The organism is Mesoterricola sediminis (genome assembly GCF_030295425.1).
Classification (GTDB): Bacteria; Acidobacteriota; Holophagae; order Holophagales; family Holophagaceae; genus Mesoterricola; species Mesoterricola sediminis.
Genome location: NZ_AP027081.1, coordinates 4,110,528 through 4,130,820 on the forward strand (window position 1 = coordinate 4,110,528; position 20,293 = coordinate 4,130,820).

18 protein-coding genes and 1 pseudogene are annotated in these 20,293 nt (G+C 70.3%); 11 read left to right on the forward strand and 8 right to left on the reverse strand.

Annotated features, from left to right (window positions below; all coding sequences use genetic code 11):
• Positions 1 to 227: 227 nt before the first annotated feature.
• Both R2J75_RS17875 and R2J75_RS17880 read left to right on the forward strand, forming a co-directional pair.
• On the forward strand, positions 228 to 1,295 hold the full coding sequence (locus R2J75_RS17875) for a GGDEF domain-containing protein (RefSeq protein WP_243328988.1): 1,068 nt from the start codon (positions 228 to 230) through the stop codon (positions 1,293 to 1,295).
• 578 nt (positions 1,296 to 1,873) lie between these two features.
• The gene (locus R2J75_RS17880; protein ID WP_316410727.1) at positions 1,874 to 3,040 is read left to right on the forward strand and encodes a hypothetical protein; all 1,167 of its coding nucleotides are present in this window, start codon (positions 1,874 to 1,876) and stop codon (positions 3,038 to 3,040) included.
• 26 nt (positions 3,041 to 3,066) lie between these two features.
• Here the strand turns inward: R2J75_RS17880 and R2J75_RS17885 are convergent, their stop codons facing one another.
• Genes R2J75_RS17885 through R2J75_RS17895 form a run of 3 tightly spaced genes read right to left on the reverse strand, consistent with a single transcriptional unit; the run spans position 3,067 to position 4,939 of the window.
• Complete coding sequence (locus R2J75_RS17885; RefSeq protein ID WP_243328986.1) at positions 3,067 to 3,369, reverse strand: DUF1634 domain-containing protein; 303 nt, start codon at positions 3,367 to 3,369, stop codon at positions 3,067 to 3,069.
• Entirely contained in the window at positions 3,366 to 4,196 is an 831-nt protein-coding gene (locus R2J75_RS17890) for a sulfite exporter TauE/SafE family protein (protein WP_394365926.1), read from the reverse strand. The genes R2J75_RS17885 and R2J75_RS17890 overlap by 4 nt, the downstream gene beginning before the upstream one ends.
• Complete coding sequence (locus R2J75_RS17895; RefSeq protein WP_316410728.1) at positions 4,193 to 4,939, reverse strand: GntR family transcriptional regulator; 747 nt, start codon at positions 4,937 to 4,939, stop codon at positions 4,193 to 4,195. The genes R2J75_RS17890 and R2J75_RS17895 overlap by 4 nt, the downstream gene beginning before the upstream one ends.
• A 67-nt stretch (positions 4,940 to 5,006) precedes the next feature.
• On the opposite strand from R2J75_RS17895, the gene R2J75_RS17900 reads away from it, so the two are divergent.
• The gene (locus R2J75_RS17900) at positions 5,007 to 5,918 is read left to right on the forward strand and encodes a glutaminase (RefSeq protein ID WP_243346056.1); all 912 of its coding nucleotides are present in this window, start codon (positions 5,007 to 5,009) and stop codon (positions 5,916 to 5,918) included.
• Between the two features lie 33 nt (positions 5,919 to 5,951).
• Here R2J75_RS17900 and R2J75_RS17905 read toward each other — a convergent pair whose 3' ends face one another.
• On the reverse strand, positions 5,952 to 7,136 hold the full coding sequence (locus R2J75_RS17905) for a tetratricopeptide repeat protein (protein ID WP_279342596.1): 1,185 nt from the start codon (positions 7,134 to 7,136) through the stop codon (positions 5,952 to 5,954).
• Positions 7,137 to 7,362: 226 nt separating this feature from the next.
• On the opposite strand from R2J75_RS17905, the gene R2J75_RS17910 reads away from it, so the two are divergent.
• Positions 7,363 to 8,865 carry a sensor domain-containing diguanylate cyclase gene (locus tag R2J75_RS17910; protein ID WP_316410729.1) on the forward strand — a complete coding sequence of 501 codons (1,503 nt, stop codon included), beginning with the start codon at positions 7,363 to 7,365 and terminating at the stop codon, positions 8,863 to 8,865.
• On the opposite strand, the pseudogene R2J75_RS17915 reads toward R2J75_RS17910, so the two are convergent.
• The 3 genes and pseudogenes from R2J75_RS17915 to R2J75_RS17925 all read right to left on the reverse strand — a co-directional run bounded on the left by R2J75_RS17915 (position 8,831) and on the right by R2J75_RS17925 (position 11,616).
• A pseudogene (locus R2J75_RS17915) lies at positions 8,831 to 9,296 on the reverse strand (YaiI/YqxD family protein). The gene R2J75_RS17910 and the pseudogene R2J75_RS17915 overlap by 35 nt on opposite strands.
• A gap of 87 nt (positions 9,297 to 9,383) precedes the next feature.
• Complete coding sequence (locus R2J75_RS17920) at positions 9,384 to 10,460, reverse strand: TlpA family protein disulfide reductase (protein WP_316410731.1); 1,077 nt, start codon at positions 10,458 to 10,460, stop codon at positions 9,384 to 9,386.
• Positions 10,461 to 10,644: 184 nt separating this feature from the next.
• Positions 10,645 to 11,616 carry a magnesium transporter CorA family protein gene (locus R2J75_RS17925; RefSeq protein WP_243328979.1) on the reverse strand — a complete coding sequence of 324 codons (972 nt, stop codon included), beginning with the start codon at positions 11,614 to 11,616 and terminating at the stop codon, positions 10,645 to 10,647.
• Between the two features lie 178 nt (positions 11,617 to 11,794).
• Between R2J75_RS17925 and R2J75_RS17930 the strand changes: the two genes are divergently transcribed.
• Together R2J75_RS17930 and R2J75_RS17935 are read left to right on the forward strand one after the other, a co-directional pair.
• Positions 11,795 to 12,292 carry a hypothetical protein gene (locus R2J75_RS17930; protein WP_243328978.1) on the forward strand — a complete coding sequence of 166 codons (498 nt, stop codon included), beginning with the start codon at positions 11,795 to 11,797 and terminating at the stop codon, positions 12,290 to 12,292.
• A complete protein-coding gene (locus R2J75_RS17935) occupies positions 12,289 to 13,650 on the forward strand; it encodes a GAF domain-containing protein (protein ID WP_243328977.1) in 1,362 nt (453 codons plus the stop codon). The genes R2J75_RS17930 and R2J75_RS17935 overlap by 4 nt, the downstream gene beginning before the upstream one ends.
• On the opposite strand, the gene R2J75_RS17940 is transcribed toward R2J75_RS17935, so the two are convergent.
• A complete protein-coding gene (locus tag R2J75_RS17940) occupies positions 13,647 to 14,342 on the reverse strand; it encodes a hemerythrin domain-containing protein (protein ID WP_243328976.1) in 696 nt (231 codons plus the stop codon). The genes R2J75_RS17935 and R2J75_RS17940 overlap by 4 nt on opposite strands.
• Before the next feature lie 116 nt (positions 14,343 to 14,458).
• On the opposite strand from R2J75_RS17940, the gene R2J75_RS17945 reads away from it, so the two are divergent.
• From R2J75_RS17945 to R2J75_RS17965, 5 genes are all read left to right on the forward strand, one after another.
• Complete coding sequence (locus R2J75_RS17945; protein WP_243328975.1) at positions 14,459 to 15,523, forward strand: thiamine pyrophosphate-dependent dehydrogenase E1 component subunit alpha; 1,065 nt, start codon at positions 14,459 to 14,461, stop codon at positions 15,521 to 15,523.
• Positions 15,524 to 15,533: 10 nt separating this feature from the next.
• Entirely contained in the window at positions 15,534 to 16,517 is a 984-nt protein-coding gene (locus tag R2J75_RS17950; RefSeq protein WP_243328974.1) for an alpha-ketoacid dehydrogenase subunit beta, read from the forward strand.
• 26 nt (positions 16,518 to 16,543) lie between these two features.
• Positions 16,544 to 17,074 carry a c-type cytochrome gene (locus R2J75_RS17955; RefSeq protein WP_243328973.1) on the forward strand — a complete coding sequence of 177 codons (531 nt, stop codon included), beginning with the start codon at positions 16,544 to 16,546 and terminating at the stop codon, positions 17,072 to 17,074.
• Positions 17,075 to 17,084: 10 nt separating this feature from the next.
• Positions 17,085 to 18,086 (forward strand): c-type cytochrome domain-containing protein, encoded by a 1,002-nt coding sequence (locus tag R2J75_RS17960; protein WP_316410732.1) that lies wholly within the window; start codon positions 17,085 to 17,087, stop codon positions 18,084 to 18,086.
• A gap of 109 nt (positions 18,087 to 18,195) precedes the next feature.
• Entirely contained in the window at positions 18,196 to 20,220 is a 2,025-nt protein-coding gene (locus R2J75_RS17965) for a TlpA disulfide reductase family protein (RefSeq protein ID WP_316410733.1), read from the forward strand.
• Positions 20,221 to 20,293 lie beyond the last annotated feature (73 nt).

Below are 20,293 nucleotides of genomic sequence, written 5' to 3' on the forward strand. Positions count from 1 at the left end.
GGGACGGCATCGGCTTCGGATCCCCGGCGGGACGCGATCCGCCAGGGCGTTCAGGCTTCGTCGCGGAGACCTCCGGACGGAGGTTCCGCGTGGGCTGGGGCACATTCGCCAGGCTGGCTCATCACGACCTCCTTTCCGGTTGGCCTTCCAGTCTACCCCAGGCCCAATCGTTTCCTTCCCTTCTGGTCCGATTCATGCACACTAGCGTCCAGCCTGCCGGAGGCGCCATGGTGCCGTCCCCCCCCGCCGCCGCGGATGATGCCGAAATCCGATTCCTGACGTTCCGGGACTTCGCCATCCGCCTGGGCTACTTCACCACCTTCGTCCCCCCCGCCCTGGCCCTGTTCTTCGGGCACCTCCAGCGGGACCTCGGCCGGCGGCCGATCCTGGGGCTCGCCGGCTCCACCCTGGCCGGCCTCCTCTACCCCGTGGCCATCCAGATCGGCTTGAGCCGCCGCGTCCTGCCCTGGCTGCTCTTCGGCACGGTCTCCGCCATGAACGTGGCCGTCATCTGGGCCCTTCCGGGCCTGCCGGGCGGCGTCCGGGCCAACCTGTGGCTCCTGGTCTTCCCCGGCCTGATCAGCGCGCTCCTCAGCATGCCCTTCACCCTGCGCCAGACGGCCCTGGAAGTGGCCGGCTCCCTCGCGGTGCCCCTGATCGCCCGGGCCACCTATGCCCAGGCGTTCCCCCTGCTCGACTACTACGCCATCCTGGTCCCCATCCTCGTCATCTTCGCCTACTTCAAGGTCCTCCTGAACCGGCTCTTCCACCAGGCCCGGGCCCAGGTCCAGGAGATCCAGGCCCTGGCCGTCCACGATCCGCTCACGGGGCTGGACAACCGTCGCGCCTTCATGGACACCGGGCGCCGGCTGCTCGGGCTCGCCGCCCGGAACGGGCACCCCCTCGGCCTCATCATGCTGGACATCGACCACTTCAAACGCATCAACGACCAGTTCGGCCACGCCGCCGGGGACCGGGTCCTCTGCGAAGCGGCCCAACGCATGACCCAGGCCCTCCGGACGACGGACCTGGTGGCCCGCATCGGCGGGGAGGAATTCGCGATGCTCCTGCCCGATGCCTCCCCCGCGGCCCTGGCGGCGGCCGCCGAGCGGGTCCGCCAGGCCTTCGCCGACGCCCCGATGCGCCTCGACGCGGAGGCGCTCCTGCCCGTCACCGCCAGCCTCGGCACCGCCCAGCTCACCGTCGGCGACACCCTGGACGCCCTGCTCTCCCGGGCCGACCAGGCCCTCTACGCGGCCAAGGGCGCCGGGCGGAACCGCGTGGCCGCAGGCTAAGAGGAAAGTAAGCGTTCAGACGGATGCAGGCCGCCATGTCCCCCGACGACCGGATGGCTGCGCTCCTCGGATTCCCGCTTGCGAATTCAGGTGCAGCTCATTCCTGAATGGGTCATGCGGCGGCCCTGCCACTTGACGGGACTCGGACTGTAATTATCATGTGAGCTGAAATTGCACTCATAAATTGGATGTTATGTGTCACTCAAAATTAATACATCGATTTTCGTTATCGCCTTGGTCGTTCCTTTGTATTCTGGCATCATTGAACCCCCTACTGGTGGACATCCCGGCATTCAACAGAAGTACTTTCCTGATGACCCCCTTTATGCTGGAGGAGGTGATGCAGCTAAAGTCGACTGCGCCCAGAAGTACCCTCACGATTTGGGAGCACAATGCGTTTGTGAATGCCATAACACATATATAGATGATTGCTTAAAAAATCCAACAGAACCAGGTATCGGTGCAGCGTCCATCAAGCGAACAGGATGCATCGTGGATTGCAGCCTGAGGCACGATTGATCGATATCAGCCGTTTTCAAAGGTGCCAACGAGGAACCCTTTTCATAGGATGTAGATCAATGCGTCGATGGATCCTCGGATTTTCGATTGGGTGGATTTGCACACCCCTGCTCGCTCAATTGAGTGCGATGCCGAAGGCAAACCGTCAACCCGTTTTGACCTGGGATCACGGATCGCTCGCGGTGGTGGAAAATTTGGGCTTATCTGCACGCATTGGAAGCCGTGAACAGGGTGGGTTTTATAAGACCTTCAGTTTGCGCAGGGATTCCTTGGGGATGACCATTGCCTTTGACTGCATTACCGAGGTAAGACTAATTGATAAGAAATTTTACTACGGGTCCTATTACATCCCCTCTCATGGCCCCTGGGAAGATCACGAAATCGAAATCGGGGCCACCCCGGGCCAATGGGGTTTTCCAATGAGGCTTTTCCAGTCATATGAACCCGACTTGTATCTGGGGATCAATGTCGAGAGCGGGTTCACCAAGGACGGGGAGGCCTCCTGTTTTTCGTGGTGGAAGCGCGGAGACAAGGGAACACTGAGGCTTGAAAGCCTGATTGAAGTAACGTTCAACGGTCATCCTGCAATGGTTCCATTCAAGAAGGACGGCAAGCCCGTTTTCGCGCTCGGCAACAAGAACTTGCCGGGCTTGTTTCCCTTGTTGGATGACCCCATCCGGGTGCCGGGTGCGTTCGTCCTCGTTTCCTTGAAGTCGGGAATAGTGTGGGTCATCAAGGACGGAGCGACCAGGCCCAGCAGGACCCTCAACCTGAATCGCCTGGGCGACGCGTTTGTTGGCGGGGTTCACCCCTTTCCAAATGTCATTCTTGGTATCCAGCCCCTTCCCAACGGCCACCTGCTCGTGGCCAAGCGGAGCGAATCTGCCACTAACGAATCATACAAGCATTTTGATATCGAGCCCCAAGCCAGCGACGCTCATGCCGATGAGAGGGGAGAGAAAGAGCAGCGGGGCGCCCTCATCCTGTTCCCTGAAATCGAGTGGGTGGAAGTGGACCCCCTCCCGGGAGAAGTCATGAAGGCCGAGCTTGACCTGGTTGGCAACGCCCCAGGTTTCTTGAAATCGAAGCAGGACGCCGACAGGTTCAGCTTCGGATTCGATCCGGATGGGAAGCTGGTCTGCCCGTGGGTCGCCCCGAAACCGGAACGACCGGAACCGGAAAGGATGGGGAACGCGCCCAGTGCAGCGTCCGCAAAGCAGCCCTGAATCCTCCGAGGGGAGCGGACGCGGCCCTAGCCCACCGCGCCCAGCTTGTAGCCCAGGGCCAGCGCGGCCAGGACCACGGTGCAGAAGCCCACGAAGAGCCATTCGCGCTGACGGGCGAAGACGACCGCCGCCACGACGACGCGCAGCACGGGGGTGCCCAGGAGGATCAGGAGGCCGGCCACCGTGAGCCGGTTCGCCGGGCCCGCGCGGTGCAGCACCTGGAAGCCCAGGCCCAGGACGAGCAGGGTCGCGGACAGGATGGAGCCGGCCCGGAGGGCGCGGACCAGGAAGACTTCCACGGGCTGGGGCGGGGCGTCGGCGGGGGTCATCGCAGTCCCTTGTAGATCATGATGAAGGCGGTGTAGGCCACCACGGGCACGAAGAGCTTCTTGACGAAGGAGCTCTTGAGCCGGAGGAGGAAGCGGGAGCCCAGGAGCGCCCCGAGGAGCACACCCAGGACCACGGGCGCGGTCAGGGCCGGATCCACGTCCCCCCGCACGAAATAGACGATCGCCCCGGAGGCCGCCGTCACCCCGATCATGAAATTGGAGGTGGCGGTGGACACCTTGAAGGGCAGCTTCATCACCTGGTCCATGGCCGGCACCTTGAAGACCCCGGCCCCGATGCCCAGGAGGCCCGCGGCCGCGCCGGAGATGTACATCAGGCCGAGACCCGGCAGGCTGTTGGTCACTTCGTAGGGCACGGAGACCCCGGCCACCCGGTCCTCGAAGACCCCGCCCAGGCGAAGGCGCCGGGAGATGGCGTCCGGCTTCACGCCGTGGGGGAGCTCGTGGTGCCGGGTCCGGAACATGTTGACGGCGGAGAAGGCCAGCAGCCCCCCGAAGAGCAGCGACAGGAGGCGGGGGCTGAGGTAGGCCGCCACCAGCGCGCCGGTGAGGGAGCCCGTGGCCGTGCCCATCTCCAGCCACATGGCCACCCGCACGTTGGAAAGCCGTTCGGACAGGTACGAGATCGCCGCCCCCGTCGACGTGGCGATGATGGAGACCGTCGAGGCGGCCACGGCGGTCCGCATGGGCACCCCGAAGCCGAGGGTGAGCAGGGGCACGAGGATGATGCCGCCCCCCAGACCGAGCATGGCGCCCACGATCCCGGCGAGGATCGAGAACCCGAAGATGAGCAGGCTCGTCATGGTCAGTGCCTCCCGTTCAACCGGCGAAGTTCGATGGCGTACTCGTAGCGGTCCGCGCGGTACAGGGTGCGCAGGTAGGCCAGGGGCCGCTCCCCCTCCCCGTAGAGCACGCGGGTCACGCGCAGGACCGGGTCCCCGGGGCGCACCTCCAGCAGGCGGCCCGGCTCCGGCGCCGCGGGCTCCGCGCCGATGCGCTGGCGCCCGAAGCGGGGCGGCTGGCCCAGGCGGGTGAGGAGGGGCGCCATGCCCTCCGCGGCCGCCTGGTCCGGCGTGAGCTCCACCCCCAGGGAGGCGGGCAGCCAGATTTCGGACAGCATGAGCGGCGCGTGCCCCACCCACACCAGGCGCCGGACGAAGCCGGCCTCCTCCCCCTCCGGGCGGGCCAGCGCAGCGGCCGCGTCCGCGGGCAGGGCCCGGCGCGCGAGGGCCAGGATCTTCACCTCCGGATCCAGGCCCCGGAGCTGCAGCTCCTCCAGATGGCCGGTGAGGTTCGCCAGGGACTCCGTGAACGCCCGGTCGCGGGTGCCGGCCACGAAGGTGCCGCGCCCCTGGCGCCGGATCAGCAGCCCCTCGGCCGCCAGGTTGGCGAGCGCCTGCCGGATGGTGATGCGGCTGACCCCGAACTGGGCGATGAGCTCCCGCTCGGGGGGGATGGCCTCCCCCACCCGCAGCCGCCCGGCCTGGATGTCCTCCCGCAGGCGCGTCTCCACCTGGTGGTAGAGGGGCAGGCGGCTTTCCGGATCGAGCATGGGAGAACTCCAACTTGTTATAACATTATGTCATCCCATCCAGGCCGTCAACCCGTAGAATGGAGGCATGTCCATCCAGGCCCTCCTCGACACCATCGCCCAGCATGTGGATCCCCTCCTCGACCAGGGGCGCGTGGCCTCGTACATCCCCGCGCTCGCCCGGGTGGAGCCCCGCCAGTTCGGCATGGCCTTCGCGCCCATCGACGGCCCGATCGAGGGCACCGGCGCCTGGCGGACGCCCTTCTCCATCCAGAGCATCAGCAAGGTCTTCGCCCTGGCCCTCGTGGTGGCCGGGGACGGGGAGCGGCTCTGGTCGCGGGTGGGCCGGGAGCCCTCCGGCAGCCCCTTCAATTCCCTCGTGCAGCTCGAGCACGAGCGGGGCATCCCTCGCAATCCCTTCATCAACGCCGGCGCCCTCGTGGTGATGGACCGCCTCCTCTCCCTCGCCGGCGACGCGGCCGGGGCCGTGCTGGAGCTGCTGCGGGCGGAATCGGGCAATCCGGCGGTGGACATGGACCCCGAGGTCGCGGCCTCGGAGGCGGCCCACGGCAGCCGCAACGCCGCCCTGGCCCACTTCATGGCCAGCTTCGGGAACCTGGAGAACCCCGTGGAGACGGTGCTGGACGCGTACTTCCGCACCTGCGCGCTCCGCATGACCTGCGAGGACCTGGCCCGGGCCGGGCTGTTCCTGGCGCGGCACGGCCTCCGCGCCGACGGAAGCCCCCTGCTGACCCGCAGCGAGGCCAAGCGCATCCACGCGGTCATGCTCACCTGCGGCACCTACGACGCCGCCGGCGACTTCGCCTACCGGGTGGGCCTCCCCGTCAAGAGCGGCGTGGGCGGCGGACTCCTGGCCGTCCTGCCCGGCCGGGGCGTGCTCGCCACCTGGGCGCCGGCCCTGGACCCCCGGGGCAACTCCCTCGCCGGGCTCGAAGCCCTGGACGTCTTCACCACCCGGACGGGCTGGTCCATCTTCTGAGCGGCGGGGGTCCCGGCCCCCCCGAAGGTCTCCCTAGGGGCGGAGGCCGTAGGTCCGGATGAAGGTCTGGACTTCCCCGGGGTGAGCCCGCTTCCACGCCTCGAAATCGGGTCGGAAAGCCTCCTGGAAGCGCAGCACGAAGAGGGCCGCGTCCAGCCGGCCCTCCTGCTTGAAGCGCAGGAAGGCCGCCAGGTACCGGTCCTGGACGGGCGTCCCGGTCTTCTGGACCTGGGCCTCCAGGGCGCCCAGGGCCAGGGTCCAGAAGAAGCGGGCCAGCTGGAAGGGGGTCTCCAGGGGTGGAGCGCCCGGGCCGGGATGCTCCACCTTCACCTGGGCCCCTCCGTGAAGACCGGTGAGGAGCGGCGCCCAGATCGCCAGGCCCTCGGCCCCCGGGTCCGGGACGGTGGCCTGGAGGGTCAGTTGACCCTCCGGACCCCAGGAGGGGCGGAACGGTGGGTCGAACACCAGCTTCTTCGGGGCCCGGCCCTGCGCGTCGAGGAGATCCGCCAGCTTGAGCCAGAGCAACCGGTTGCCAGGATTCCCCTCGAGTCCCGACAGGAGGGCCTCCTCGGCCTCCTGGGCCCGGCCGGCCGCAGCACAACCGTCGGCCAGGAAGCGCCAGGCTTTGGGGAAGGCCGGCTGGGCCTGGGCGGCCTTGCGGTACCAGGTGAGCGCCTCCGTGGGATGGCGTTCGCTGTGGTATGTGTCCCCGAGGTAGAGCATCGCCAGGACGAACCCGGGATCCTGGGCCAGCGCCCTCCCGTAGGCCTCCCGGGCCTTCTGGAAGTCCCGGGCGCCGAAGCTCCGCTCCCCCTCCTCGAAGGCCGCCAGGGCCTTGGGATCCCGGGAGGTCACGGACGGAAAGGCATGGGCGTGCACCGCCTCCAGCTCCACCTGGACCTGGGCCCTGCCGTCCCTGGAAAGGGACGGGTTCAGATAGACGGCCTCCAACTCGTCCTCGGTCCGCACCCGGAAATAGGCCGCCGCGGGGGGCGCCGCCTTCCTGGCGATCGCCTGGTAGACCTGGGCCCGCAAGGCGTGCGGCTGGGAAGCTCCGGGGTAGGCCTTCTGGGCCGCGTCCAGCAGCGCGAACCCCGCGCCCAGCGAGCCTTCCCGGAACTTGGCGACGGCCTCCTCGCACATCGCGTTCAAGGCTTTCGGCGCCCCAGGCACGGGGGGCGCCGCCAGGACCAGGGCGGTCAACGGGAAGAGCAACATGGAAACTCCTGGGGGGATCCCTCCACCCTACAGCAACCTCCGCGTACCAGGCACCGGCACGCTCTGGGCCTGCCCGGCGCGCCGGGTCCCCGATCCGGGCGTCGAGCGCCTCGCATCCGCCGCCCCGGAAGGCTTTTCTCCACCCTGAAGGACCGCGCGGCGCGCCCTCGGACGGCCAAATTCCGGGGTGGGAACGGGGCGGGTAGGATGGATTCAGGAGCAGGCCATGTCCACGCCCATCCGGGCCATCCAGCGCTGGGGGAGGTCCGTCCTCCTGGCCTATGGCTTGGTTGGAGTGATCTTTGGCGGCATCGGGGTGTGGCTGGTCACGGACCTGATGACCAGCCGATCCAACATCCTTGCCGAGCGCGCCGCCCTGGCCCTCCAGACCAGCAAGTTCATGTGCCAGTGGTTCGGGACGACCCTCCTCAGCGCGGACTTCGTGCTCCGGGACGTGACGACCCGGGTGGGCCCCGCCGAGCTGGACCGGGCCCGGACCGGCGCGGCTGAGCGGGAGCGACTCTCCGCCCTGCTGGACGGGAAACTGAAAACCCTGCCCGGGGTCTACGGCCTGGGCCTGGTGGACCGCCGCGGCGTCTACGTGGCGGCGGCCGATCCCAGCCTGGTCGGCCACACATCCCACTCCCGCCTCCGGGAAGAAGCGGGATGGCTCCTGGACCCCCGGCTGCACGTGGAATATGTGCCGGCCCAGCGATCCGCCAACAACCTGCCGGCCCTCCTGGTGTCGCGGCCCCTGCCTTCCCCGGACGGGTCCTTCCAGGGCGGCGCCCTCGCGGCCATCCTGCTGAGCACGGCCCAGGAATGGCTGGAGGCGTTCCCCGTCCAGCGCCATGACACCCTGGCCATGGTGGACGGGGAGGGCGCCCTGCTGGCCCGGAATCCGCCCCGGCCCTCGGCCATCGGCGGCAAGCTCCATGACCTCTCCGCCCAGCCCAGGTTCGGCAATTCGGGCGGCAGCGCCACCTTCACCAACACCTCCCCCAACGACGGGCGGGAGCGCATCTACGGCATCAGCCGGGTGGAGCGCATCCCGATCAGCATCATCGTCGGGTTCGACAAGGCCCAGGCCCTGGAGGAATGGCGGCACCGGGCCTGGCAGCTGGCCGCGGGCTACCTGGCCATGGTCTGCCTGACGGTCCTGACCCTGCGCAGCCACCTGCATACCCGTGCCCAGCGGGACGAGATGAAGCGGCTGGCGATCACCGATCCCCTGACGGGGGTGGCCAACCGGCGCCAGCTGACCCAGATGGGCGCCATGGAGGTGAAGAAGGCCCTGCGCAACCGGTACCCCCTCTCCTTCCTGATGGTGGACATCGACCGCTTCAAGGCCATCAACGACACCTGGGGCCACCCCACGGGGGACCGGGTCATCCAGACCCTGGCCCGGGCCATGGTCGCCAGCGTGCGCGAGACGGACGTGGTGGGCCGCCTGGGCGGGGAGGAATTCCTCGCCATCCTGCCCGGCACCGGTCCGGAGGGGGCCGAGATCCTGGCGAACCGCCTGCGCGTCCACGTGGAGAAGGGGCTCACGACCCCCTCCGACGAGGGGGTCCCCGTGCGGTTCACCATCAGCATCGGCGTCGCCGGGTTGGAGGAGGGCGCCACCTTCGACGAACTCCTCCTCCAGGTCGACAAGGCGCTCTACCAGGCCAAGGCGGCGGGGCGGAACCGGGTCAGGGTCGATCCGGGCGGGCGCGCTGGAGTTTGAGCAGGGCCTGGATCTGGTTTTCCAGGGCCCCCAGGAAGCGGGAGCGGTCCGTAGGGCCGGGGGCCCCCGCCCACGGCGCCCATGTCCCGCAGGAAGGCGCTCAGCTCCCGGCTGGCGAGGGCGTCGCCGATGGAGGCCTCCGTGAAGGGCCGCCCCCGGGGGTCGAGCACCCGGGCGCCCCGCTTCAGGCAGCGGTCCGCCAGGGGTATGTCCGCCGTCACGACCAGGGCCTCCGCGTCCACCTGCTCCGCGATCCAGTCGTCGGCCGCATCGAGCCCCCCGCCCACCACCACCCGCCGGATGAGGGGATCCCGGGGCAGGTTCAGGAAGCCGTTGGCCACCACGACGACCCCCAGGCGGTGGCGCCGCGCCACCCGGTACACCTCCTCCTTGACCGGGCACGCATCCGCATCGATGTAGATCTGGATCAAGGGGGCTCCTCGCGCGCGCCCGGACCCGGCGGCCCGGGCGCGCTGCCCCAGTCTAACCGGCCCGGGCCGGCCTCCCGGAGGGGCCGCCTACTTGCCGGCCGCCTCGACGCGGGCGCGGAGGGTGGCCTTGAAGGCCGCGTCGATCGCCGGCTGGGCTTCGGCGGCGGCCAGGGCCTCCCGGTCGTAGCGCAGGGCCTCCGCCGGCTGGCCGCAGCGGGCGTAGACCCGGCCCAGCGCCGCCAGGAAGAAGGGGTCCCCGGGCGCCCGGATCTCCTGGGCGGCGCGGGCCGCAAGGGCCAGCAGGGCGGCGGGATCCTCCTTGGGGTTCCGGGCCATGGCGTCCAGGAGCATGGCGAGGCCGGGCGCGCTCCCGCGGTAGACGCCTTCCGCCAGCCGCTTCGCGTAGGCGGTGGCCCGCGCCGCGTCCGTGTGGGTGAGGGCGGTGTAATAGACGTACCCGAATGACGCTTCCGCCGGCCTGCTGGCGGGGAAGAGCTCGCCGCCCACCCTGTCGGCGGTGGCGAAATCCTCCTTCCGCAGGGCCTCGAAGAAGGCCTTCAGCAAAGGTTCGTCCTTCTTCTGCTGGGCCCTGGCCACCCCCTGGTCCCGGGCCGCCTTCGGCAGATCCCAGGTCCCGGCCAGGCTGGCCTCGAGCACCCGCTCCAGGTCCTTGGGGTGCCCGGTCCAGGCGATCCGCCCCTGGCCGTCCACCACGAAGGCCGTCGGGATGCCCTGGGGCGAGGACGCCTCGTACCACGTCGCCGCCATGCGGCCCTCCACCCCGTCCGCACCCACGGTGTAGGCCATCCGGTCCCCCTGGTCCCGGACGAAGGCCTCCACCCCCTTCAGGTACGTGGTGTCCTGGGGCCCCTTCCGCTTCTCCTTGATGCTGATGCCGCAGACCTGGACCCGACCCTTGTACTTCGCGGCCAGCTCCGTCAGGTGCGGGATCGTCGCCTTGCAGGGACCGCACCAGGTGGCCCAGAATTCCACCACGTACAGCTTCCCGGGTTCGAAGGCCGACACCGGCGCCCCTTTGATCCAGTGGATTCCGGCGAGGGCCGGCGCCTTGTCGCCGATCCGGAGGGTCTGGCCCGGCAGGGGCAGCGCGAAGGCCGACGCGACGAGGCCGGGGACGAGGAGGGATCTGGAGGAGAGGGACACGCTGGACCTCGCGGAAGGGGGTTGGAGGGGCGCCGCGCAAGCCGCCGCGCACCTGCCATTGGACCCCGGCCTCCCGGAAGGAGGCTCCTGAAAACTGGTGACATTTCCGGAGGGTTTTAACGGGGCGCAACGCGCTTCCAAACCCTGGGAACAGACGACCTGGAACAAGCCGTCCCCGGCGGGCTCAGAGGAGCCGGTAGCGCCGGAAGGCCAGGAGGAGTCCGGCCGTCAGGAGGCCCATGCCGGCCAGGGTCCACCAGAAGCCCGCGGGGTGCTGGAGCCCGGGCATGCGGAGGAAGTTCATGCCGAAGACGCCCGTCACGAGGCCCAGGGGCAGCATGATGGAGCTCATCACCGTCAGGATCTTCATGATCTCGTTGAGGCGGTTGTTGACGCTGTTCAGGTAGATGTCCACGGCGATGGTCACCGAGTCCCGCAGGCTGTCGGCGCCCTCCAGGACGTTCATGAGGTGGTCGTGCACGTCCTGGAAGTAGGGGCGCACCTCCGGCTGGACCATGCCCTCCCTCCCCTTGGCCAGGTGCAGGACGAGGTCGGCCTGGCCCGCCGCGAGGCGCCGCAGCCTCACCATGAGCTTCCGGATGGAGAGGATGCGCTCCAGCACCGGGGTCCGGGGGTCCCTCAGGGCCTCCTGGTCCAGGCGCTCCACCTCCAGCTCCCACTGCTCCAGGTGCGGCGCGAAGGCGTCCACGATGCCGTCCAGAAGGCCGTGGAGGACGGCGTCGGGGCCGGGGGGCACCGGCGACTGGCCCGAGGCGAAACGCGCCGCAACCTGGTCCAGGACCTCCAGGGGGCCGCTGCGGATGGTCACCAGGAGACGGGGGGTCAGGAAGCAGGCCACCTGGAGGGTCTGGAGCTGGCGGGCCAGACGCTTCTCCCGGGTGTCCAGGCTGCGGACGATGAGGAACAGGTGATCGCCATGATCCTCCAGCTTGGGCCGCTGACCCGGCTTGCCCGCGTCCTCCCAATTGAGCGGGTGACCAGGCAAGCATGCGCGCAGGGGGCCCAGGTCCGGGACGTCCGGAAGCGTCAGGTCCAGCCACACCGGGACCCCCTCCCCCAGCAGCCGCGGCAGGGCCGCCGGATCCGGCAGGGGATCGGTTCCCCGGGGGGTCAGGAGCCAGGCGCGGAGGGACATGGGGGCCTCGTTCGGCCAGGAACGGCCGGCACCTACCAAGATAGCCGCCAGGGCAGGCCCCGGAAGGAAGCTTCCGTCCAAGCAAACTAACGGACATGCCTGGAAATTCAAGTTTGATTCTCAGTCGCTTGCTGGTTTGATAGTTGAACCTTGCTGGCCGACCCCGGTCTTCTTTCCCATGCCCCGTTCCCCCGCCCCCCTCATCGACCCGCCCACCGCCGAGCGTTTGTCTGGCGGAATCTCCATAGGCCTGGCCTCCCGCTCCGCCGCGAACGAGCCCAGCCTGGCGCGGGCCCTCGGCTGCTTGGTCTCCGCGGACCGCCGGCGCATCACCCTCTTCGTGCTCGCCTCCCAGGCCCGGGCCCTGGTGAAGGACATCCAGGCCCATGGGACCCTGGCGGTGGTGTTCAGCCAGCCCAGCACCCACCAGTCCTGGCAGTTCAAGGGGGTGGACGCCCAGGTCACGGGCCCCCGCCCCGGGGATGCCCGGCGGGTGGAGGCCTACCAGCGGCGCTTCGTGGAGGAGGTGCGGCCCCTGGGCTTCCCCGAGGAGCTCGTCCGGACCCTGCTCGCCTTCCGGCCCGAGGACCTGCTCCGGCTCACGGTGACCCCCACCTCCGGCTTCCTCCAGACCCCCGGCAAGGACGCCGGCGCGCCCCTGGAGGCCCTGCCGTGACCCTGGGACCCGACGCCTTCCGCGAGTGCCTCGACGGCGTGGTGCCGTGCCTGGCGGCCACCTGCTCCGCGGACGGGATCCCCAACGCCATCTTCCTGTCCCAGGCGCAGTACATCGATCCCGGACACGTGGCCCTCTCGTACCAGTTCTTCAACAAGACCCGCAGGAACATCCTGGCCAACCCCCAGGTCACGCTCCTGGCGGTGCACCCCCTGACCGCCGCCCAGTTCCGGTTCCGCCTGCGCTACCTGCGCACCGAGACGGAGGGGCCCGTGTTCGAGAGCATGCGGGCCAAGCTCTCGGGCATCGCCTCCCACACGGGCATGGGGGGGGTCTTCCGGCTGCTGGGGGCGGACGTGTACCGGGTCCTGGGGTTCGAGCAGGTCCCGGGCGCGGCCCTCCCGCCACCGCAGCGGCCCAACCTCTTCACGGCCCTGCGCGCCGCCTTCGCCCGGGTCGGGGCGGCCTGCGACCTGGAGACCCTCTTCGCGGGCACGCTGGCGTGCCTGGAGGAGGCCTTCGGCATGAACCAGAGCATGATCCTCCTCCTGGACGGGAGCGGCGGGAAGCTCTACACCGTGGCCAGCCGGGGGTACCCCGATTCCGGCGCGGGCTCGGAGATCCCCCTGGGCCACGGCGTCATCGGCGTGTGCGCCCAGGCCGGGACGCCCATCCGCATCGGCCGGATGACGGAGGAGTACGTCTACGGCAAGGCCATCGCGGCCCGGGCCGAGGCCCACGGCCTGGGCGCGCTCCTGGAGGAGCAGATCCCCCTGCCCGGCCTCGCGGAGTCCTCCAGCCAGCTGGCGGTGCCCATCCGGGGCCAGGGCAGGCTGCTGGGCGTCCTCTACGTGGAGAGCCCGCTGGACCTGCGCTTCTCCTACGACGACGAGGACGCCATGGTGCTGCTGGCCGCCCAGCTCGGCATGGCCATGGAGCGGATCCAGGCCGCCCTGGACGCGGCCCCGGAGGAGGCCCCCGAAGCCCCGGCGCCGGAGCCCTGCCCCGGGCCGGCGCCCGGGGAGGGGCCGGTGCTGGTGCGGTACTACGCGGAGAACGACAGCGTCTTCCTGGGCGACGACTACCTGATCAAGGGCGTCGCCGGCAGCATCCTCTGGACCCTGCTGAAGGACCACACGGAACGGGGCCAGTGCATCTTCTCCAACCGCGAACTGCGCCTGGACCCGCGGATCCGCCTGCCGGACCTCAGCGACAACCTGGAGGCCCGGCTCATCCTCCTGGGCCGCAGGCTCGTGGACAAGGGCGCCTGCGTGCGCATGGAGCGGGTGGGCCGGGGCCGGTTCCGCCTGCAGGTGGACCGCGCCCTCCGGCTCCAGGAGTTCCAGGTTCCCGGCTAGGCCAGTTCCCGCTCCAGCCGCAGCCATTCGCCCTCGGGGAGGCGCGCCTGGGCCAGGCCCAGCACGCCGCGGAAGACCGGCTCCGGGGCCCCGGCGCGGATGTCCTCCAGCTTGCGGAGGCGCTCGGCGGGATTCAGGGCAGGCAGCATCCAGGACAGGATGAGCCCCATCTCGGCCGGGGGGATGGTGGCGACCAGGTCTCGCTCGAGGGCCTCCAGCTCCGCGTCCGAGTAGCGGGCGTGGAGCACCCCGGTGTTGCGCTCCTCCTCCTCGGCCATGTGGAGGAGGTTCTCCCCGACGAAGTGGGCCATGCGCCGGTAGAGGGCCCTCAGGGCCGCGTCCCGGCCGGGCCCGGAGGCGGTGGCCGCCTCCAGGGCCTCCTCGAGGCTCCGGATGGCCTCCAGGTGTCCCGCGTGGTCCTCGCCGGTGCCGGCGGAGGACCCGGGCTCGCGGGCCTCCATGGCGGGGTGCAGGAAGGCGTTCTCGTGCTCCACGTGCCCCCGGCAGAGGTCCAGGAGGTCCTGGGCCTGGTCCAGGACCGCGCCGCAGGCCACGGGATCCCCGGGATCGAGGGAGCCGAGCCTCGCGAGGGTGTCGCACATGAGCCCGCGCAGGGCCTTGTGGATGTCGGCGTAGATGTCGTAGCGGGCCCCGGCGGCGGGAAGGGCCAGGGTGGCGGCGGCGTGGGTCATGGGATGCTCCTCGGGAATGCGGGTCGACGCCCGTCCTGGACAGGTTAGGGCATGGCAAAATCCGGCATCCCTATGTTTTCCATAGCGGATTCTTAAAATTTCCTTATTAAGGAACTTTGAAGAAGCGCCCCCGCCCCGCGGACGCCATCCTCACCCTGTTCCGCAGCCGGAGGCAGCGCATGGTGCGCGGCCGCTGCGGATCCGAGGAGGAGGACGCCGTGTCGTCGTCGAACCCTGTTGCGGGCCCCATCGAGATGCTGCGGCAGATGCTGCTCATCCGGGCCTACGAAATGAAGATCGTGGAACTGGGCGGAAAGGGCCCGTTCCCCCACGTGTGCACCTGCGTTGGCCAGGAGGCCGCCGCGGTGGGCGTGGTCGCCGCCCTGAGGGAGGAGGACCGCATCCTCACCAACCACCGCAGCGCCGGCCACCTCCTGGCCCGCGGCGCCGATCCGGGCCGCATGCTGGCCGAGGTGATGGGGCGCGCCACCGGCTACTGCAAGGGCAAGAGCGGCACCCTGCACATCTCCGCGAAGGAGCTGGGCGTCCTGCTCACCTCCACCATCGTCGGCGGCGAGCTGTCCCTGGCGACGGGGGTGGCCCTCTCCAAGTCCATGCTGAAGGAGAAGGGCATCGTGGCGTGCTTCTTCGGGGACGGCGCGGCGGCGGAGGGCATCTTCCACGAGTCCGTGAACCTGGCCTCGGTCTGGGACCTGCCGGTGCTCTACGTGTGCGAGAACAACCACTGGCAGGCCTTCGTCCACCGCGACGAGACCATGCGCGGCGCCTTCATCGCGCCCCGCGCGGCGGCCTACGGGATCGAGGGCCTCACCGTGGACGGCAACGACGTGGAGGCCGTTCACGCCGCGGCCCTCGAGGCCGCCCGCAAGGTCCGGGAGACCTCCCGCCCCTTCCTGCTGGAGACCTACACGTACCGCCTGCGCGGCCACATGGAGCCCGAGCCCGCGGCCGGGGCGGACCCGAAGGAGCTGGAGCACTGGCTGGGCAAGGACCCCATCGCGCGCATGAAGCGGACCCTGCTGGAGCGCGGCGAGGCCACCCCGGAAGATATCGCCGCCATGGAGGCGGAGGCGGACGCCGTCGTGGACGCCGCAGAGGCCTTTGCCGCGGCTTCGCCCATGCCCGCGCCCGAAGAGCTCACAACCGAAGTGTATGCCTGAGGAGACACCCATGATTCCCGCCAACGTCCAGGAAGCCATCCACCAGGCCCTCCGCGAGGAGATGGCCCGCGACCCGCGGGTCATCCTCCTCGGCGAGGGGGTCGCCACCAAGCGCCCGGATCTCGTGGAGGCCTTCGGCCGCGCCCGGGTCCGCAACACCCCGCTCGCCGAGGGCATCATCGCCGGCACCGCGGCGGGCGCCGCGGCCACGGGCCTGCGGCCCATCGCGGACCTGCTCTTCGCGCCCTTCCTCTGCTTCGCCATGGACGAGATCGTCAACAGCGCCGGCAAGCTGCGATACATGTCCGGCGGCCAGTTCAAGTTCCCCATGGTCGTCATGGCCATGACGGGCGGCGGCTGGACCGTCGGCGCCCAGCACAACCACAACCTGGAGGCCTGGTTCGTCCACAGCCCCGGCCTGAAGGTGGTCATGCCCTCCACCCCCGCCGACTTCAAGGGCCTGCTGAAATCCGCCGTGCGGGACGACAACCCGGTGATCTTCTTCACCGACATGGCCCTGGCCTTCGCCCCCGGCGAGGTGCCCGAGGGCGACGTCACCGTGCCCCTGGGCGTGGCCGCCGTCCGCAGGGAGGGCACCGACGTGACCCTCATCGCCTACGCCAAGACCGTCCCCGCCTGCCTCGAGGCCGCCGCGGCCCTGGAAGCCCAGGGCGTCTCCGCGGAGGTGCTGGACCTGCGCACCCTCAAGCCCCTGGACGAAGCCACCATCCTCGCCAGCGCGCGCCGGACGGGCCGGGTCATCGTCGTCCACGAGGCGGGGCGCCTCTGCGGCGTGGGCGCGGAAGTGGCCGCCCTCGTCGCGGAGCAGGCCTTTGCCAGCCTCCGGGCCCCGGTGCTGCGCCTCACGGGCCCCGACGCCCCCGCCCCCTCCAGCTTCCTCCTCGAGCAGGCCTTCAGCCCCCAGCCCGCCGCCATCCTGGCCGCGGCCCTGGACCTGGTGGGCCGCACCGAGCCCGCCGCCACCCTGGCCTGAACCCCACCTCCCCTTCTGGAGCCTCCATGCACCGAACCCTCCTCGTCCTCGCCCTCGGCCTGGTCCCCGCCTGGGCCGCCGGTCCCACCCCCGTCAAGCGCGGCGCCTACCTCGTCACCCTCATGGGCTGCAACGACTGCCACACCCCCATGAAGATGGGGGACCGGGGCCCCGAGCCGGACCTGGCCCGCATGCTCTCGGGCCACCCCTCCGCCCTCGTCATGCCCCCGGCCCCCGCCTTCGATCCCAAGGATCCCTGGGCCTGGCACGGCGCGGTCACGAACACCGCCTTCGCCGGCCCCTGGGGCGTGAGCTACGCCGCCAACCTCACCCCCGACACGGCGACGGGCCTGGGCGCCTGGTCCGAGCAGGACTTCGTGACCTCCCTGCGCGCCGGCAAGCACGCCGGAAAGGGGCGCCCGATCCTGCCCCCCATGCCCTGGCAGGGCATCGGCCAGGCCACGGACGAGGACCTCAAGGCCATCTTCGCCTTCCTCCGGTCCATCCGGCCCATCGCCAACGCCGTGCCCGACCCCTCGGCGCCGGCCCACCCCTGAGGCCCCGCCCGTGGTCCCCCCCTGGATGACCCTCGCCGTCCTGGCCGCCCTGGTCCGGATCCCCGCCGGAGACGCGGCCCCCCAGCGGCTGTCCCGGACGGGCCTCTACGGGCCCGCCGGCGGGATCGCCCCGGGGGTCCTGGCCTACGCGCCCCAGTATCCCCTCTGGTCCGACGGCGCGGCCAAGGCCCGGTGGGTGCTGCTGCCCCGGGGCGCGGCCATCGACGGAACGGACCCCGGGGCCTGGGTGTTCCCCGTGGGCACCCGCTTCTGGAAGGAATTCAGCTTCGGCGGGCGCAAGGTTGAGACGCGCATGCTCTGGCGCTCCTCGGCGACCACGTGGACCTACGCCGCCTACGCCTGGCGCGACGACCAGTCCGACGCGGACCTGGTGGGACCCCAGGGCCTGCCCCGGGCGGCCGAGATCGCCCCGGGGGTGTACCACACCATCCCCGGCCACGCCGACTGCCGCGCCTGCCACGAGAATCCGGCCCCGGGGCCCCTGGGCTTCGACGCCCTGCAGCTGAGCGTGGACCGGGATTCCGGCGCCCTCCACGGGGAGCCCCTGCGCCCGGGCCAGGCCACCCTGGCCACCCTGGCGGACCGGGGCCTCCTGCGCCCCGCCCCCCCGGACCTCGCCCCGCGGATCCAGGCCGCGGACCCCCGCGCCCGCGCGGCCCTGGGCTACCTGCACGTCAATTGCGGATCCTGCCATCGCGAAGGGAACCCGATCCCCCACGTGGACCTGGATTTCCGCTACCGGGAAGGGGGCTCCCGCGCGCTCTCCACGGCCCTGGGGCGGCCCACCCACAGCCAGCTCCCCGGACGCCGCGCCGGCACCCTGGCCATCGCCCCCGGTTCTCCGGAGGAGAGCCTCCTCCTGGCCCGCATGCGCTCCCATTCGCCCCTCCAGCGCATGCCCCCCACCGGCACGGTCCTGGTGGACCAGGAGGCCGTCGGGCTCCTCACCGCCTGGATCGCCCAGGGGGGCTGCGGGATGGTCCCGCCCTGACTGGTGCGGAACCCATTGCGGGAACTGGACCCCTGGGCTCCGGGAGGCCGGGCGGAAAATGGACTGGGAAGGCCAAGCCCGCCTGGTTCCCACGTCTCCGGAGTCCCCCATGAAGCCCGCTGTCGTCCTGTTGTGCCTGGCGCCCACCCTGCTGGCCACCAAACCCCCATCGCCCACCGTCCAGTCCATCCTCCAGGAGGCCAAAACCCGCCTGGAGGCCTACCAGAAGGCCGTCTACGCCCACCTGTCCGAAGGCAAGCCCATCCAGGCCTTCCCGGATTCCCTGGAAGCCGACCAGACGGCCTTCCGCGCGCGTCTCGACCAGGAGAAGCGTCCGGAAGCCCGCATGGCCCTCGGGATGGCCGTCTGTGCCTTCAAGGTGATGGACGTCAAGAAGCGCGTCCCCCTGGATGCCCGCGACCTGGCCTTCCTGCGGACCATCCCCATGGAATCCCCGCTCTGGATCCTCCTGCCCCATGGGCCTGGCCTCCTGGCCCAGGACTTCAAGGATGCGGCCCAGGCGGAGGCATTCCTGGCCCGGTTCACCGACCGCACCACGGTGCCGGAGGTCCGGCAAGGCCTCCTCTTCGGCACCTTCATGACCGCCCACCAGGCCAAGGACACAGCCGCCGCCGCCAAGGCCCTGGCCCGGCTCGAGGAGGAGTTCCCGAAGGCCGAGGTCACCGCCACGGCCCGGGACTACGCTGCGGTGCGCGTCCAGGTGGGGGCCCCGGCCCCCGCCTTCCGGGTGAGGACCCTGGAGAATCCCGGACTGGAGACCACCCTGGAGACCTTCAAGGGCCAGTACCTCCTCATCGACTTCTGGGCCACCTGGTGCGGGCCCTGCAAAGCCATGCTCCCCGACCTCCACAAGGTCCATGCGGAATACCGGGATAAGGGGCTGGTGGTGCTGAGCGTGGCCGACGACAAGGGTCCGGAGGTCGTCCAGGCCTTCCGAAGGCAGCCCGGAACCCCCATGCCCTGGCACCACGTGGTCAACGTCTACGACCCGAAGACCCGCACCCGCCCCTACGCGATCTCCCACGATTACGGTGTCCACACCCTTCCCACCATGGTCCTCGTGGGTCCCGACGGCAGGGTTGCAGCGGACCACGACACGCTCCACAAGGATCTGGAGGGCACGCTGGCCCGCTTCCTGGGCCCGGTGGACCATGCCTCCCTCGCGAAGGAATCGGCGGATGTGCTCGCCGGGATCCAGAAGGCAGCCCAGGCCCATCGCGCCGGGGGCGCCAAGGAACCATTCAAGGTGGATCCGGCGGTCCTGGCACCCTTCCGGACCCGCGCCGAAGGCGCCGTGGGCGCGCGCCGGGAGGCGGCGATGCTCCAGGAATTCGTCCTGGCCGCCAACTGCCAGCTCCCCTCCGCCTTCAAGGACCGGATCCTGAAGGAGATCTCCCCTGCCTCCGAAGCATGGAGGATCGCGCCCGAATTCGCGCCGCACCTCGAGCAGGTCCTGGGCGCTGAGGCGAAGCCCTATGTGGCCGCCCTTCGCGCCCGAGGGATTCCCGAAGTCCGGGCCGCCTTCCTCGCCCTGGACGCCATGCGCCTCCTGGAGGAGGAGGGCCGGCCCCAGGACGCCAAGGCCGCCGTCGACCAGGCCCAGGCCCTGGCCCCCGCCTCCCAGCTGGTGAAGATGGTGGCGGCCATGGTGGCCGGCAGCCTCAAGACCACCCTCGGCCAGCCCGCCCCGGACTTCCGCGTGCCCGACCTCGAGAACCCCGGCCGCTTCCACACCCTGGCCGACTTCAGGGGACGCTACGTCCTCTTGGACTTCTGGGGCACCTGGTGCGGCTGGTGCGTGAAGGAACTGCCCACCACCCACGCGGTGTACGCCAAATTCAAGGACAAGGGTCTGGAGATCCTCTCCGTGGCCAAGGAGGCCAAGGCCGAGACTGTGGCGGCCTTCCGCAGGAAACCCGGATTCCCCATGCCCTGGCGGCACGGTCTGCTTGATGAGCGCCCCGGCCACAAGGACCCGATGGTGGAAGCCTACGGCGTCACGGGCTACCCCAGCCTCTTCCTCATTGGCCCTGACGGGCGGCTGGTCGCGAAAGGCGCGGCCCTGCGGGAGGCGGAGCTGGAGAAGACCCTGGCCGGGGCCCTCCGACCCTGAGTCCGTCCCGCCCGTATAAGGAGGTTATACTTCAGAGCATCCCGGCGCACGCCGCAGGATCCGATCCCCCCCC